This window comes from Novimethylophilus kurashikiensis (assembly GCF_003112435.1).
GTDB classification, from domain to species: Bacteria; Pseudomonadota; Gammaproteobacteria; order Burkholderiales; family Methylophilaceae; genus Novimethylophilus; species Novimethylophilus kurashikiensis.
Map to the genome: position 1 here is coordinate 1 of NZ_BDOQ01000012.1, position 16,236 is coordinate 16,236.

Here is a 16,236-nt window from a genome sequence, read left to right on the forward strand (position 1 = left end):
GCTGGGCTCGAACACGCGCGCCTCCATCAGCACAGTTGCAATGGCATTCATCCGAGTATCTCCTCACCTTATATGTAAAGCATTCGCCATCCGCCTTTCACCCCTTAATCAATAGCCGAGCTAAGCCGATGAACCGTTTGTGAATTTATACCATGCCAATATCTGATAGTCTACCATTTTATATCTTATATAAGACATATGATTATTGTTGACACCACCCATGGGCATCGATAGAATCCATTTCAAGTGATCGCGGTAACGCCAGAGTCAATAGCGTCCCCGCCAGAAAACGACGGAACAAAATAAAGAGCTGTTTTTACTCAGGTAACTTGAAGTCCAGTCAACTAAAGGCTCGCCGATGAACAGATACTTCCGCCCTCGCCGCTCCATGCTTTACGTACCGGGGTGCAATGTGCGCTATATCAATAAGGCACGTGTGCTACGGGTCGATTCTGTAATTCTCGATCTCGGCGATCCGATCCTTATCGCCGCCAAGGAGCAGTCGCGAATTAATGTAGTAGAGGCCGTCAAGCAAGGCGGTTACGCCCCGCGTGAAGTTGTGGTGCGCGTCAACGATCTCGATTCCCCATGGGGCCGCGACGACGTCAAGGCCGTCGCAAACCTTGGTGCGGATGCCATCCTGTTCCCCAATATCGAATCTCGCGAGGACGTACTGGCCGCGATTGATGCACTGACTGCAGCCGGAGACTACGACACACCCATCATGGTGATGATCGAAAGTCCGCTCGCCGTGCTCAACGCCAAGGAAATTGCCAGCGCGTCGGACCGCATCGCCTGTATCGTCATCGCCACTTCCGACCTGATGTCACAGCTCAGGGCCCGAAAGACGCACGAGCGTATCGCCTTGATTACCAGTCTGTCGCTGGTTATTCTCGCTGCCCGCGCCTACGGCCGGGCCGTGGTGGACGGCATCACCAACGACCTGACCGATTTGCAGACGTTCGAATACTCCTGTCGCCTGGGTCGAGATCTCGGCTTTGACGGCAAGACGCTGGTGCATCCCTCGCAGTTGCCCTATAGCAACGACGCCTATACGCCGCGCCCCACTGAAATCAAGCACGCCCAGACCATTATCGAAGCGCTGGCACAAGCCAATGCCGCCGGCCGCGGCACCGTGGTGGTGGATGGCAAACTGGTCGAGCATCACCATGTGACTGCCGCACAAGAGCTGCTGAATATCAGCGCGCGGATCACCGAACTGGAGGAAGGCTATGACTAAGCCAGGGGGCAATTTTTTCGAGGATTTCAAGCTCGGACAGGTGCTGGAGCATGCCACTCCACGTACGATTACTGATGGTGATTGCGCGCTTTACATCGCTCTCACCGGCACGCGCTTTCCAGTGCATTGTGCACAACCTGTGGCCCACGCATTGGGTTATCGCGACCGGACCGTAGATGACCTGCTTGCCTTCCATATCGCTTTCGGCAAGACGGTGCCGGACATTTCGGTCAATGCCGTCGCTAACCTGGGCTATGCGGACATTCGTTTTTTAAGCCCTATCTACCCCGGAGATACGCTTAGCACGACCTCTACCGTCATTGGGCTCAAGGAAAATTCTTCGGGCAAGAACGGCATCGTCTATGTGCGCTCTATTTCCTGTAATCAGGACAAGAAGGAAGTCCTCTCATGGATCCGCTGGGTAATGGTGCACAAAAACAGCAACACCCCTGCGCCTGAGACTGCCGTGCCCAAGCTGCCGGAATTCGTTGCGCCAGCAGATCTGGCGATTCCGGCCGAGCTAGATGCACATCAGTACGAAACTGCCATCACCGGCGGTTCGCGTTTGTGGGACGACTACAAAACCGGCGAGCGCATCGATCACCCGGCCGGCATGACAGTGGACGATACCGACCACACGCTTGCGACCAAGCTTTACCAGAACAATGCGCGCCTGCACTTCGACGATTTCGCAATGAAGCAGACGCCTTTCGGCCGTCGCCTGATGTACGGCGGGCACGTGATATCGGTCTGCCGCGCCCTCACCTACGACGGACTGGAAAACGCCTTTGCCATCGCCGCGATCAACGCCGGCACTCACTGTAACCCCAGTTTCGGCGGCGACACCTTTTACGCGCGTAGCGAAGTTCTCGATAAATGGCAAATACCGGGACGCAACGACCTCGGAGCGTTGCGCCTGCGATTGGTGGGAGTCAAGAACCTGAATCTTGCCGAACTCACCGCCACACACGTCGAACAGAACGGCAAAACCGTCTACCACCCCAACGTGGTGCTCGACCTCGATTACACCGTATTGATGCCGCGCCAATAAAAGGAGCTATTGCATGTCACAAGCCGTACATCCCAGCGACGCCCTGTTCAGTGGAGAAAAGGCCTTCCCAGCCATCCCCACCTGCGAACACTTTGCGGGCAGCGAAAAGCTCATCGTCAAGGCCTTGCAATTGCAGGAAAAGCTCGGACCGATTTTCGATATCACCTGCGACTGCGAAGACGGCGCCGCCGCCGGCAAAGAGCGCGAACACGCAGAGATGATCGTGCGAGTATTGAGCTCTGAAGCCAACATTCACGAAATGGCCGGCGCACGTATCCACGATTACACACACCCTTCCTGGAAGCAGGATGTGGACATTCTCGTCGGCGGTTTGGGCGACATACTCGCCTACATCACCATCCCCAAGCCCACGCAAGCGCGGCAGGCGGCGGAAATGATCGAATATATCCAGAAGGTAGCCGCCAAGAACGGCATTCAGCGCGAGATTCCCATCCACGTATTGATCGAGACGCACGGCGCGCTACGCGAAGTGCACGAGATCGCCGCGCTGCCCTGGCTGCAAGTGCTCGACTTCGGTCTCATGGATTTCGTCAGCGGCCATCATGGCGCAATCCCGGCGTCCGCCATGCGCAGTCCCGGCCAGTTCGAACACAAGCTGCTCGCTCGCGCCAAGGCCGAAGTCGTGGCAGCTGCACTGGCGCATGGGGTCGTGCCTGCACACAACGTCTCGCTCGACCTGAAGAATGCCTACTCCACCTATCAGGATGCCTACCGTGCGCGCAACGAATTCGGCTTCCTGCGCATGTGGAGCATCTACCCCACCCAGATCCAGGCCATCGTCGACGCGATGAAGCCGGATTACAGCGAGGTGCAGGATTCCGCCAACATCCTGCTCGCCGCGCAACAGGCCGAGTGGGGGCCGATCCAGTACGCGGGCGAACTGCACGACCGCGCAACCTACCGCTACTTCTGGGAAGTCCTGCAAAAAGCCAAGCTCACCGGCGTAGCGATTCCAGAAGCTGCGGAGACCGCTTTCTTTAGCTAGACGAGACGCATCATGACGACGAACTTTTCAGCGGGACAACGATTCCGCGAGGCGCTTGCTGCCGAAAAACCCCTGCAGATCATCGGTGCGATCAACGCTTATCACGCCAGATTAGCCACTCGCACCGGCTACAAAGCGCTCTATATTTCGGGCGGCGGCGTCGCGGCTGGCTCGCTCGGGCTTCCCGATCTCGGCATTTCGACCCTGGATGACGTACTCGTCGACGTGCGCCGCATTACAGACGCCACCGACGTGCCCGTGCTCGTGGACGTGGATACCGGTTTCGGCGGGGCGTTCAACATCGCCCGTACCACCAAGTCCATGATCAAGGCCGGTGCCGCCGCCGTTCACATCGAGGACCAGGTGCAGGCCAAGCGCTGCGGCCACCGCCCCAACAAGGCCATCGTCAGCCAGACCGAGATGGTCGACCGCATCAAGGCTGCCGTGGATGCCAGGACCGATCCCAGCTTCGTCATCATGGCGCGTACCGATGCGCTGGCTGTTGAAGGCCTGCAATCCGCCATCGACCGGGCGTGTGCCTGTGTGGAGGCCGGCGCCGACATGATTTTCCCCGAGGCCATGACCGAGCTCGGCATGTACAAGCAGTTCGCCACCGCAGTCAAAGTCCCGGTACTCGCCAACATTACGGAATTCGGCTCCACGCCGCTCTTCACTGTAGAAGAACTCGCGAGCGCCGACGTGAGCATGGTGCTCTACCCGCTATCCGCCTTCCGTGCGATGAATCAAGCCGCGCTCAAGGTCTATGAAGCGGTACGCCGCGACGGCACGCAGAAGAACGTCGTTAATCTCATGCAGACACGCAGCGAGTTGTACGATTTTCTGGATTACCACGCGTACGAGCAGAAGCTGGATCAGCTGTTTCAAGAAAAAAACTAAAAACGTAGCGAGAAAGATCAGATGTAAGGCGCACGAGCGCGCAAACCGGAATGTACAAGCTGTGCATGAGGGTTTCGAGCAACGAGAAACGCCGCAGACTGCCTACGCAGTAGTTTTTACTCGAATTTGTTGGAGAGGAGAATTGAAATGAGCGAAGTAGCTACCATCGAGCAGCCCAAGAAGAAAAAAGGCGTCGCCCTCGCCGGCGTCTCGGCCGGCACTACGGCCATCTGTACTGTAGGCCACAGCGGCAACGACCTGCACTATCGCGGCTACGATATCCTCGAACTCGCGGCGCAAGCCACCTTCGAGGAAGTCGCCTACCTGCTCATCCACGGCGCGCTGCCTACGCAGTCGGAACTCGCGGAATACCATCGCAAACTGAAAACCCTGCGCGGCCTGCCCATCCAGCTCAAGCAAGTGCTGGAGCAAATCCCCGCCTCCGCTCACCCCATGGACGTGATGCGCACGGGCTGCTCCATGCTGGGCACGCTCATCCCCGAAGCCGAGGACCACAACGCCCAGGGCGCACGCGATCTGGCAGACCGCCTCATTGCCTGCTTCGGCTCCATGCTGCTCTACTGGTACCACTACAGCCACAATGGCCGCCGCGTGGAAGTAGAAACCGACGACGATTCCATCGCCGCGCACTTCCTGCACGTGCTGCACGGCAAGGCGCCTTCCGAGTTGCATATCCGTTCGATGAATACCTCACTGGTGCTCTACGCGGAACACGAATTCAACGCATCGACCTTCACTGGTCGCGTAGTAGCGGGAACGCTGTCAGACATGTATTCCTGCATTACCGGTGCAATAGGTGCCTTGCGCGGACCCAAGCACGGCGGCGCCAACGAAGCGGCCATGGAAATCATCCAGCGCTACCGCACGACCGACGAAGCCGAGGCCGATATCATGCGCCGCATGGCCGCCAAGGAAATCATCATCGGCTTCGGTCACCCGGTCTACACCATCTCTGATCCGCGCAACGTGGCTATCAAGGAAGTCTCGCGCAAGCTGTGCGAAGACGGCGGCAACATGACGCTGTTCGATATTTCCGACCGCATCGAGCAAGTCATGTGGCGCGAGAAAAAGATGTTCCCCAACCTCGATTGGTACAGCGCCTCGAGCTACCACATGATGGGCATCCCTACGAGCATGTTTACACCCATATTCGTGATCTCGCGCACCACCGGTTGGGCCGCACACGTCATCGAACAACGCCAGGACAATAGGATCATCCGCCCGAATGCCGATTATGTCGGGCCGGAAGATCGTGCGTTCGTACCTATCGATAAACGCTAACAGAACCTGCCGTAATTACGGCCTTCCCGGAATGACGGGGCAGAAATAGCAGAATTTTTACGATTTTCTAATTAGCAAGGAATCATAAATGTCGTCCCACATTTCCAACGTGCGCCCGGAGCCAGATCAGGTTCTCGTGGATATCGCCAACTACGCCCGCGATTACGTCATTAACAGCGAAGAAGCCTACAGCACCGCGCGCTACTGCCTCATGGATACCCTGGGCTGCGGACTGGAAGCACTCTCCTACCCCGCCTGCACCAAGCTGCTCGGGCCTGTCGTTCCCGGCACAGTCGTGCCCAACGGCACTAAGGTGCCAGGCACGCAGTTCCAGCTCGACCCCATCCAGGGTGCATTCAACATCGGCGCCATGGTGCGCTGGCTGGACTTCAACGACACCTGGCTTGCGGCAGAATGGGGCCACCCTTCCGACAACCTGGGTGGCATTCTCGCCACGGCCGACTGGCTCTCGCGTACTAGTGTCGCTCAGGGCAAGGCGCCGCTGACGATGCGCGAGGTGCTCACCGCCATGATCAAGGCGCACGAAATCCAGGGCGTCATCGCGCTGGAAAACAGCTTCAACCGCGTCGGACTCGACCACGTAGTCCTGGTCAAGATCGCCTCCACTGCTGTAGTCGCGGCCATGCTGGGTGGCACACAGGAAGAAGTCATCAACGCCGTTTCCAACGCTTGGGTAGATGGCCAAAGTCTGCGCACCTACCGCCACAGTCCCAACACCGGCTCGCGCAAATCCTGGGCTGCAGGGGACGCAACGAGCCGCGCCGTCAGACTAGCATTGATGGCAATGAAGGGCGAAATGGGCTATCCGTCCGCCTTGACCGCTAAAACCTGGGGGTTCTACGACGTGCTATTCAAGGGCAAGCCTTTCACCTTTCCACAGCCTTTCGGCTCCTATGTGATGGAAAACGTGCTGTTCAAGATTTCCTTCCCCGCGGAATTCCACGCTCAAACCGCAGTGGAATGCGCCTTCCAGTTACATAACCAGATTGGCAATCGCCTGGATACGATGCAAATGATCAACGGCATCGACAAAATTTACATCACTACGCACGAATCTGCGATCCGCATTATCGACAAGCGCGGTCCCCTAAATAATCCAGCAGACCGCGACCACTGCATCCAATACATGACAGCCATCGGACTGCTGAAGGGGAGCCTTACCGCTGCTGACTACGAGGACGACGTCGCTTCCGATCCGCGCATCGACGCCCTTCGCGCCAAAATGGAATGTGTTGAAAATCCGCAATTTACGAAGGATTACCTCGACCCGGAAAAGCGTTCAATTGCCAACGGCGTGCAGGTGTTCTTCAAAGATGGATTCCAATCGCAAAACGTCATTGTCGAATATCCAATTGGCCATCGCCGTCGTCGTGGTGAAGGCATCCCTGAGCTGGTCAAGAAGTTCGAAACCAACCTCGCCCGGCGCTTCCCAGGCAAGCAACAAGACGCCATTCTCAAGGTGTGCGAGGATCAGAAAACGCTTGAAACCATGCCGGTGAACGAGTTTGTGGATTTATTCGTAATCTAAAATTAATTGAAGAGGTGGTTGCAGATTCAGGCCGCGAAAGCGGCCTTTTTTTACTATTCGATAAATTGAGTAAACAACTCCAGTCCTAAGGAGAGGGATTTTAAAATCCGTCCGGACTTTACCCTAATCAATACTAAGGGAGGCAACCGTAAATTATCCCAGGCCGATGTATATGTAGCAGTATCTGCTGTGCTTCAGAGCTTACGATGTGGGGTGAAAGGTAAGCCTAGACTCAGTCACAGGCCATATGAATGGGTGGTTCTCTCTCCAGATAATTTTGAAAGATTCAACAATGGTGTAATTCAAGCTGCCTTATTACGTGCATCAAGAGACTACGAACTCGTATAAAGTAATGATGCAAGAATAAGTGAAAGGCCGAGAACCGGTCGTCATCGATAATCTAATTTCATTGGCAGATAAACGCGCGAGGAAAACCCGACCTTGAAATTTGACGACTGAGAAAACTAGCATTTCCAGCCGCCATCAGTGAGCTTAGGTATGAGTTTTCTGGAAACAGAGAAAGGACTCGAGCAAAAGGACCGCACGTGGCGGGCCTGATAAAGAAAAAGCCGCACATGGCGGCTTTTCTAGACTAACTGGCGGTGGACGAAGTCTGTCAGCAACTTCTCTCAGACTGAATTCCCTAAAACAGGCTGATTTACAGGGAATTTATAATTTTCAATATGACAAGCGTAAAAAAACATTACCTGATACCTAGGAAAATAACGCAGTTCAACTGCTATCGATCACTCTTCCCTTAATTACCAATTAGGGAAATTTAATGGATCTATCAGGGAATTCTGCCAGTCATTTCTCTAATGATTCTAGACACCTCTTATACAAGTCTTTACAGACCTGCTTCTGCCAATCTGATAATTGCACGCGCTTTGTCAGAAAAGGTTGCTATCTTTTGCCGAATTTCCTCATCGGTATCTTGCCCTTGCAGCTGGCGAGCAATGCTTTCAAACACCCGGCGTTGCCCTTCGGCTGCATAAGTTCTCAAGACTTCTACGGACTCCTGCCAATACAACGACTCCCCAGGATGCTCATGAAAAACAGTAAACATCCCGACCTGGTCACTCCCCTGCCCTGTATTGAAGCATATGCTGTTATACATGCCTAATTTCTCGTCTTTAGTAAAAAGCCAACAGTCCAATTTTCGCCCATCGAGCCCTTTAACATCGGCGATGTTCATAGCATTGAGCATCGCCAGATCTGATGCACCATTTAATGCAATGGCTTGCATCTCGCCTATATTTTTGGGCCGTTTCTTGTCTCGCTTAGCAAAGTTCATTTCAACTTTACTTCTGAGCTTGTCCAATTCGCCACTACAGTCTTGTTGTCTGGCAAAAACATATCTGGCAATAGCGAGTTCTCGAACTGAAATGACCCCAATGTGCCTCCGATGCTCTCGCACATAGCGCTTAAGCCTTCCTATTGGCGAAAACTCTTCGCCATCGCGTTCAACTATTAAGATAAGAAGCAATGAAGCAAATGAGATTGCTAGGAAGTCCTGTTGGTCTTGAGTTAAAACATCAAACTGCGAGGGTAAGGACCTGCCAAGCTGCTCGGGCATTGAGCTATCGTCATCCATCCATACAAGACCGAATTTCTGGGAAAATGTATTGAGACTCTTGGCTCTCTTCTGCGCTAGGTGGGATGGCATCTCTGATATGCCGAAGTACGCAGTAATTCCATATGGAATCTCCTCGTCATGGCAAGCCTTTAGAAAGCTTACGAACTCCAATAGGCCAAATTTGATCAATGTAGCCTCATCAGCTGGATACTGATCTTCACAAGCCGAATCCATATCGATCAAGATGTTCGTATCGACCAAAAAGTTACTCTCAATATTTTTGGACTTATTGTAGCGAGCCCGATCCATTGAAAGCGTCGGGCTTTCATGTGCATCACTAGGCCTAGAGGCCTTAAATGCGACAATTTTTCCAAAGCTATTCATCCCGCTCCCTTTTTGGTATTACTTGGTGCCTACAGTTATCGTCCCCCAACTTTCCCGCTCCGGTCTTGCATTCCTTCAAGGGCAGATTTCTATCTTTCTTGTCCGTATCTACCCCAATAAAGGCTTCTTCCACGCGCTGCTGGGTCTGGCTGCGAAGATTATTATGAACACCTGCAAGAAGAATGATGATCTTGTATCCATAATCGGCACTCTTGCAGATGACACCATTGTAGTTAGCGGTCTTGCCTGACTGGACATGCCCAACCACCAACCCACGACGCTTCCAGGCTCCCGTTTTGACAGGATCTTCAAGAAGACCAATTATCTTGTCAGTATCTCTCCCGATTGTTCCTACGATTTCCTTGCCAAATCCATCCTGCAGAAGACTGTTTCGGTAGCGATCCCAGAAATACAAGTCAGCCGGGGATGCCCTGCGCTCACCAAGCCATTCCTTAAATGGCAACTGAATTACAGTCGCATCCGGCATGGTGATATCCAGTTTTTCCTCGATAGACCGAGCAATCAGTTCGACGAATTGCTCCCTATCTGAAAACTGCGGGGCTTCAGGACCCTGTATTTCCAATGTGAGGTCAATGACTTTTCGAATGATTTCGGAAGTTACTACGGAGCGATTATTCAGATTGTTTCTGACCTGATTTTCAAAATCTTGCGGACTCAATGCAATCTCCTACTTTCCAACACGGGAAACATAACGTTCTACAAATTCCGGAGCAGACGCAAAGGGCTCTGTGACACGCATGACCAGCCCAACATAATGGGGGTCCAGCTCGGGACCATCTTCAAAAAGCAGTTTCGCCAACTCGCAAAGTGCATCATCAGAAGTGTTAAGGCCATCCGTCTGTTTCGGACGCTCAGCCAAATCATTGAACAGCATGGCGAACGGCAATGCGGACCCGAGAATGGTCAGTAACCCATCAAGCCGATTGCGCATTGCCTCTGGGAGATCACCACGGAATTCCGCGATCAGCGGATGCTCCGGATTTGGTTGATAGCTGATTCGGTCATTGAAATTCAATCGACGCCATACAGGTTCCGAAGGATGTTGTATGGCTGCAGTACCTCGATGAGTATATGGACGTTTTGCAGTATCCCGGATTCGATCAAGTATGCCCTTAAGTCGTCTCCTGACAGCCTCTGGAGGTTGTGCACGCGATTTCCTGACATCGATGGTCCACAAGTGATCGAGCGTGTTGGGAATATCGACCTGAACTCGCGCCAGCTTGGTCATTTCATCCTGACGAGCCATCCGGAACCATGTTCCATGAATGATCAGTCGACGATTCCGATAGATGTAGAACCCCTGGCCACGCAAATAACCCTCCTTGCCTCCGAGACGCTCGTAATCCTCAGGGCTGACTCGGCTGTGATGGGGAAGGATGTATGGCTTGAACAGGACAGTCTTACCCTCGATATCTATCGGCTCTTCCGGCAGATGAGTAGTGGAAGTGGATTTTGCATTGAATGGATCAAATGGGGCGAGCGGAGTGTCATTGATGGCTATTTCCACTTTCGCCCTGCCAGGCTCCCCAGAGATGAACCTGTGAAATACTAGGGAGACATGCTCACTGATGGCGGATATTCTTTCATTGAATACCTGATGGAACCTTGCCCGATCGGTTCCAAGATCGAGTCTGTCCAATTGCTGCCAGAGAACAATCGTTCCCTTTTCGTCGAGCATATCACCGCAGGGGAGTCCATTAACTTCACTCCAATCAGGCTTTCGAAGGGACCAAGTGCCCTTTCTTCTGACCAGATCCAGATCCCACTGCCTAGCTGACAGCGTGCCATCATTTCTGGTAATGACAGTTACTTTGCGGCATTGAGAAAATGAGGCAGTTTTCAACCCGAGCCCGAATCGGCCAAGCTCATCCTTGGCTCGAGGCGTCAATGGATTACGGCCTCCTGGACGCATTGCCTCCACCAGCTCAGGCTCCGTCATCCCGGTGCCATTATCGATGAGGCATAACCAAGGTTGGTGATCAGCATCCCAGCCGAAACGGATATTTATTCGGCTTGCCTTGGCTGAGATCGAATTATCAATGATGTCTGCTACGGCCGACTCGAGAGAATAACCAATATCACGCAATGCCTCGATCATATTTGAGGCATCGGGATCGATTATCTCATTCCCCTCATCATCAAATTTATGTGCCATGTACATACTCTTTTTTGTTAGAAAACAATGATACCTGAGCCCCTGACAAATTTTCATGATGTATATAGTCAGTTTGGATCTGATGCAGATAGCTGTCGACAACTTGCGCCCTCAAGCGGTCACTTTGAATTCCCACGACAAAGTTCTGCTCTCGTATGCAGACTCAGATATGGATCCTCCGCTTACTGAATCTGGCTCACACTCCAGACGCCGAAGGCATTCTTCGAATTGGCGGCATGCCAAGAACCCTTGGCCCAACTAGATGTACCGTTCCAAGTTGTAAGTACCATTTTCCGACTTGGCTCGTATCGTGCATTAATGTAATCCACTAGGCATAATGTGTCTTTTTCGGTAGATGGCGTCCATATGATCTTCGAGAACCTTAGCATTACGCGCATCATCACCCACGAGGTATTCGAGCGGGACAACGAGAGAAACATCGTGCCTCCGGTTTATGGCACGAGCCTTGTAACGCTGAATCCGCAAGGTATTGAAGCCTTCTGCAGCCGCATAATGGACGCTATGGGGCGTGCTTCTCGGGCGTTGGAAATGACCATTATTCAGGCAGATGCCGCGAGCACATGCTCGCTAGCCGATCAACTGGTCGATCTGGATGATGCCCTGTTTGTCACGAGCTCTTCCGCCGCGGCCAACAAGCTGACTTCGGCACAAGGAAGGCGAGGGCTTCCTGGCGGCATTCTGGTTGTTTTTACCGGAAGTGCAGGCCATCCGTCAAAGCGCATTGTCGGCTTTATCAAGGCCGAGACGCACAGCGGCTTCACACGGCAGCAGAACGCGAATGGTTCGATTTCACTTCAATTCCTTACCAACCTACTGCTTACGCCGCAAACGAAACTCTACAAGATTGGGATTTTCGTTGAGAGCGATCCGGGCGAAGCCGAATTGCAGGATAGATGGCGAGCGTTTATCTACGATGACCAGATCAGCGTGTCCAACAAGTTGAGCGCAGCGCAGTATTTTTATGAGGGGTTCCTAGGCTGCGCATTTCCAGAAACAAGTGCAAGGTGGACGCGCGAGTTCCACGACCACACGAAAGATTTTATAAAGCAAATTGACCTTCCTGAGGAACAAAAGATCGACTTGCACAACGCACTAGTAACCTACCTGAAAGTCGACCAAAGTCCCACCGTTCAAACATCTGTCTTTGCCCAGAGCTACTTTGACGATCCGGCATTGCGCGATGCCTACGAGCAGTTCATGGCACAGAAGGACTTTCCTGCAACGGCCATTCACAAGGATCTGTCGGACGTCACAACTGCGCTGCGTTATCGGAAGGTAAGCTTCTCCGAGGACATTAAACTGATTGTACCTGCCGACAAATTCGAAAGCATGATCCGAATGGAGGCTATCGAGGGCGAAGCTGATGGACACGGCGAAGTGCCAACCTGGACTCGAATTACAGTTAAAGACCGAATCAGGAAGCAAGAATGACTGAGAGCGAGATTCGCACTCTCTGGGAAACCGAACACCCGATTTACGAGGCATGGGGTGACTACGTCCGTAACCAATTGATGATGCAATTGTCGGAGGTTCTTGCACAGCAAGATCCTCCGGGGAAAGTTAGCGAGTTCTTGAAACTACAGGTTCAACCACGCCTGAAGGATGCAAAATCACTCATTGATAAGGCACTTTTTCGTGACAAGAAGTATGGCGATCCATACGCGGAAATTACCGACAAGGTGGGCATGCGCTTTGTGGTGCTTCTATCGAGCCACATACGGCTCGTAGAACAAGCGATTCTGGACGACCAAGACTGGGAAGGATCCAAGGATCGCGATTACGAGGAAGAGCGCCGAGCACGCCCGTTGGAGTTTGCCTACCAGTCTTTGCACTACGTGGTGCGGGCGGCACGAGACATCATTCATGGAAATGTAACGGTTCCTAAAGGCACCCCTTGCGAACTTCAAATTCGAACATTGTTGCAGCACGCGCATAGTGAGCTGACGCACGATACGATCTATAAACCCAAGAAGGCAGCATCCCCGGAAATCAATCGAACCGTTGCAAAAAGCATGGCGCTGATCGAGGCGGCGGATGACTTTTTCGAGTTGGTGATGCGTGACCTTCAATCGGCCTCGAAACCGGTCCGAGATGCGATTGACGCACTGAATCGAGCATATATTCACCATATTGGAATACGTCCCGAAGCAGAGAAGTCTAATGTTGTGGTTCTGGACGCATTTTCTGAGCAAATACCAGCGGATCTGATCTCGCGGATCGACAGTCTCATTTTGTCGAAGGGCTACATCCTGGAGCGCATTAAATCCCGCTTCGATACGCATCACCTTTTTAGGCAGCCAGTCATCCTGTTCGCCTATCACATGGCCGTTTCGAGGCCGGCCGAGGTCAAGGATATCTGGCCGCTGACAAACGAGGACTTGAAACTAGTTTTCCTCGATCTGGGTATCAGCTACGACAACGTGTGAGGTAAGTTGGTCGCACTACCCACTGTTCAGCGGAACTGGTAGCAAGATGCGGTCACGTCCTTGTTAAACGACTGCTTCTCGCAAGGCTCATCACTACAGCCACCTCGAAGTATTCCATTGGGAAAATCTTGAGTGACAGCTACGTTGTTTGCCAACAGAGGTGTACTCCAATGAGGGATCTCCCCACCACCACAAAGCCATCACAAACCTAACGACCCAATACCTGATACCACCTCAATCAGGTCTGCGAGGGTAAAAAACCGACCGCGGAATTTGGCGACTGAGAAAACCCGCATTTGTGGAGGACATCCAACGCCCTTCGGTCGAATTTCCCGTAAACAGAGAAAGCACTTAAGCAAAAGGCCCGCACGAGGCGGGCCTTTTAAAGAAAAAGCCGCACATGGCGGCTTTTCTAGACTAACTGGCGGTGCTTGTAGTCTCCACCTAACTCATCTCAGAAGTAAATTCCCTGTAACACGGAAATATTCAGGGAATTTCTATCATATTAATCGTGTATTAATCCTCGGCAGTCCCCTTCAAACAGCAATTTCGGCGTTTAACTAAATCTAATCATTCATATTTAACAGGGAATTATTTCCTTCCAATCAGGGTAAAAAAACTTAGCCCGTCTTAACTGAAGCCCCTAAAAAAACAGTATGCGACTATGGTCCAGGGCATCTATTTTCCAGGCCCAACCCGCCGCTGACTAAAAAGCGGCTGAGTTAAATCAGCATGCCTCCTGAGACTTCGATACGCTGAGCATTCACCCATCGGTTATCTTCTGACAACAGTGAGGCAATCATAGGACCAATGTCGTCAGGCACTCCGACTCGACCCAAAGCGGTTTGCGAAGCGATTAAGGCATTGACCTCCTTATTGTCCCGCACCAAGCCGTGGCCAAAATCTGTTTCGATCGCACCTGGGGCTACTGTATTGACGGCAATTTTCTGTGCGCCAAGCTCTTTTGCCATATAGCGCGTTAAGACTTCGATACCGCCTTTCATCGCTGCATAAGCGCTATAGCCGGGCAAGGCGAAACGGGCGAGGCCGCTGGAAATATTGATGATTCGACCGCCATGATTAAGCAACGGCAACAGTTTTTGCGTAAGGAAAAATACGGATTTCAGATGAATGTTGACCATGTCATCAAACTGCTGCTCTGTGGTCTCTGCGAAAGGCGTATGAATGCCAGTGCCTGCATTGTTGATCAAATAGTCGAATCCCTCCGTTTGCCAATTGGCATTCAGGGCTAATTTCACCTCTTCTGCAAACTGCGAAAACTGTGATGCTTTTGCCACGTCCAGTTGCAAGGCAACGGCTTTGCGCCCCAACGCGGTAATTTCCGCAACGGCGGCCTCGGCCGAGGATTTTTGGCTATGGTAGGTGAGTATCACATCGATGCCCCGGCTTGCCATTGCCAACGCCGTATTTTTTCCCAGTCCCCGGCTACCGCCCGTAATCAAACCAATCTTTTGTGTCATTTCAGCTCTCCTGAGTTATTGAAAAAGTATTGCCATGTTATTTATGAATAAAAACGTGATAAACATGGCAATACTGATTTAACTGTTCACCAAAAACGAACAAAGGAATAACTATGGAAACGATAGAGGCCATCAAACGCTTTGTCCGTGTGACGGAGCTAGCTAGCTTTACCCAAGCCGCCGATAAATTAGGGCTGCCGAAAGCCAGCGTTTCCAATGCCGTGCAGCAACTAGAGAACCAGTTAGGCACTCAGCTGCTACACCGGACCACGCGAAGAGTACAGCTGACGCCCGACGGACAACTTTTCTACGAACGCAGCAAGCATCTCTTGGGAGAGGTGGATGAGTTAACGAGCCTGTTCCAGGGAGATGATGGCAGTATCACGGGGATCATCCGGGTCGATATGTCCCATCCCATGGCGCGTAATATCGTCATCCCGCAGCTTCCAGAGTTCATGAATCGCTACCCCAATATTCAGGTGGAACTGAGCAGCACCGACCGGAGGGTAGATTTGGTTACGGAAGGCTACGATTGCGTGGTGCGGACAGGACAACTCTCAGACTCGGGACTAGTCGTGCGCCGTTTGGGGGAAATGTCCCAGCAGAACTTCGCCAGCCCCGGATATCTCGCCCGCTATGGCGAGCCCTGCACGCCAGAACAACTTGAGCAGCATTGGTTGGTTCATTATCACGTGAATTCCGCCGATCGATTCGACGCGTTTGAATATCTGGACGATTGCATCTACCGCAAAATCCCCATGAAGAGCCGCATTGCCGTCAACAATACCGATGCCTACCGTGCTGCCTGTGTAGCGAGTTTTGGCATCATTCAGGCACCATCTCTTGGCGCTTATGATTTGATTGCAGAGGGTAAGCTCGTGGAGATACTCAAGGATTTCCAGGCACCGCCCATCCCCGTATCACTGTTGTATCCGCATAAACGAAATTTGTCTAAGCGAGTACGGATATTCATGGACTGGCTCAGTGAGGTGCTAAATGAGCATCTCCTATAAAGCCACAGTGAAATTACTGCACGGATTAGCCTGATCCGTAATCCACCGCTAATGCCCTGTTTCAAGAATACTTAGAGTGCATCCCCTGGGATAACTGTAATCATTTGCTTTCTG

Annotated in this window: 13 protein-coding genes; 9 read left to right on the forward strand and 4 right to left on the reverse strand. The window is 52.4% G+C overall.

Annotation, left to right across the window (positions count from 1 at the left end):
* Nucleotides 1–358 precede the first annotated feature (358 nt).
* From NMK_RS12415 to NMK_RS12440, 6 genes are all read left to right on the forward strand, one after another.
* Nucleotides 359–1,240, forward strand: coding sequence for an HpcH/HpaI aldolase/citrate lyase family protein (locus NMK_RS12415; protein WP_181376274.1), 882 nt, complete (start codon nucleotides 359–361; stop codon nucleotides 1,238–1,240).
* The gene (locus tag NMK_RS12420) at nucleotides 1,233–2,291 is read left to right on the forward strand and encodes a MaoC family dehydratase (RefSeq protein WP_109016083.1); all 1,059 of its coding nucleotides are present in this window, start codon (nucleotides 1,233–1,235) and stop codon (nucleotides 2,289–2,291) included. Before NMK_RS12415 ends, NMK_RS12420 begins: the two co-directional genes overlap by 8 nt.
* 13 nt (nucleotides 2,292–2,304) lie before the next feature.
* Nucleotides 2,305–3,297 (forward strand): HpcH/HpaI aldolase/citrate lyase family protein, encoded by a 993-nt coding sequence (locus NMK_RS12425; protein ID WP_109016084.1) that lies wholly within the window; start codon nucleotides 2,305–2,307, stop codon nucleotides 3,295–3,297.
* 12 nt (nucleotides 3,298–3,309) lie between these two features.
* Nucleotides 3,310–4,194 carry a methylisocitrate lyase gene (gene prpB / locus NMK_RS12430; RefSeq protein ID WP_227871472.1) on the forward strand — a complete coding sequence of 295 codons (885 nt, stop codon included), beginning with the start codon at nucleotides 3,310–3,312 and terminating at the stop codon, nucleotides 4,192–4,194.
* 147 nt (nucleotides 4,195–4,341) lie between these two features.
* Nucleotides 4,342–5,496 carry a bifunctional 2-methylcitrate synthase/citrate synthase gene (gene prpC, locus NMK_RS12435; protein ID WP_109016086.1) on the forward strand — a complete coding sequence of 385 codons (1,155 nt, stop codon included), beginning with the start codon at nucleotides 4,342–4,344 and terminating at the stop codon, nucleotides 5,494–5,496.
* Nucleotides 5,497–5,584: 88 nt separating this feature from the next.
* Nucleotides 5,585–7,045, forward strand: a complete 1,461-nt coding sequence (locus NMK_RS12440; protein WP_109016087.1) for a bifunctional 2-methylcitrate dehydratase/aconitate hydratase — start codon at nucleotides 5,585–5,587, stop codon at nucleotides 7,043–7,045.
* Nucleotides 7,046–7,892: 847 nt separating this feature from the next.
* On the opposite strand, the gene NMK_RS12445 is transcribed toward NMK_RS12440, so the two are convergent.
* The 3 genes from NMK_RS12445 to NMK_RS12455 are packed head-to-tail and all read right to left on the reverse strand — an operon-like array spanning nucleotide 7,893 to nucleotide 11,181.
* Nucleotides 7,893–9,005, reverse strand: a complete 1,113-nt coding sequence (locus tag NMK_RS12445) for a hypothetical protein (protein ID WP_146187204.1) — start codon at nucleotides 9,003–9,005, stop codon at nucleotides 7,893–7,895.
* Complete coding sequence (locus NMK_RS12450) at nucleotides 8,998–9,684, reverse strand: hypothetical protein (protein WP_109016089.1); 687 nt, start codon at nucleotides 9,682–9,684, stop codon at nucleotides 8,998–9,000. Before NMK_RS12450 ends, NMK_RS12445 begins: the two co-directional genes overlap by 8 nt.
* 9 nt (nucleotides 9,685–9,693) lie before the next feature.
* Nucleotides 9,694–11,181 carry an ATP-binding protein gene (locus tag NMK_RS12455; protein WP_181376275.1) on the reverse strand — a complete coding sequence of 496 codons (1,488 nt, stop codon included), beginning with the start codon at nucleotides 11,179–11,181 and terminating at the stop codon, nucleotides 9,694–9,696.
* A 366-nt stretch (nucleotides 11,182–11,547) separates the two neighbouring features.
* On the opposite strand from NMK_RS12455, the gene NMK_RS12460 reads away from it, so the two are divergent.
* Together NMK_RS12460 and NMK_RS12465 are read left to right on the forward strand one after the other, a co-directional pair.
* Complete coding sequence (locus NMK_RS12460) at nucleotides 11,548–12,633, forward strand: nucleoid-associated protein (RefSeq protein WP_109016091.1); 1,086 nt, start codon at nucleotides 11,548–11,550, stop codon at nucleotides 12,631–12,633.
* Nucleotides 12,630–13,628 (forward strand): GTP pyrophosphokinase, encoded by a 999-nt coding sequence (locus NMK_RS12465; protein WP_109016092.1) that lies wholly within the window; start codon nucleotides 12,630–12,632, stop codon nucleotides 13,626–13,628. Before NMK_RS12460 ends, NMK_RS12465 begins: the two co-directional genes overlap by 4 nt.
* 722 nt (nucleotides 13,629–14,350) lie before the next feature.
* On the opposite strand, the gene NMK_RS12470 is transcribed toward NMK_RS12465, so the two are convergent.
* Nucleotides 14,351–15,109 (reverse strand): SDR family NAD(P)-dependent oxidoreductase, encoded by a 759-nt coding sequence (locus tag NMK_RS12470; RefSeq protein ID WP_109016093.1) that lies wholly within the window; start codon nucleotides 15,107–15,109, stop codon nucleotides 14,351–14,353.
* Between the two features lie 113 nt (nucleotides 15,110–15,222).
* Here NMK_RS12470 and NMK_RS12475 point away from each other — a divergent pair, with 113 nt between their 5' ends.
* Complete coding sequence (locus NMK_RS12475) at nucleotides 15,223–16,122, forward strand: LysR family transcriptional regulator (protein WP_109016094.1); 900 nt, start codon at nucleotides 15,223–15,225, stop codon at nucleotides 16,120–16,122.
* Nucleotides 16,123–16,236: the final 114 nt, after the last annotated feature.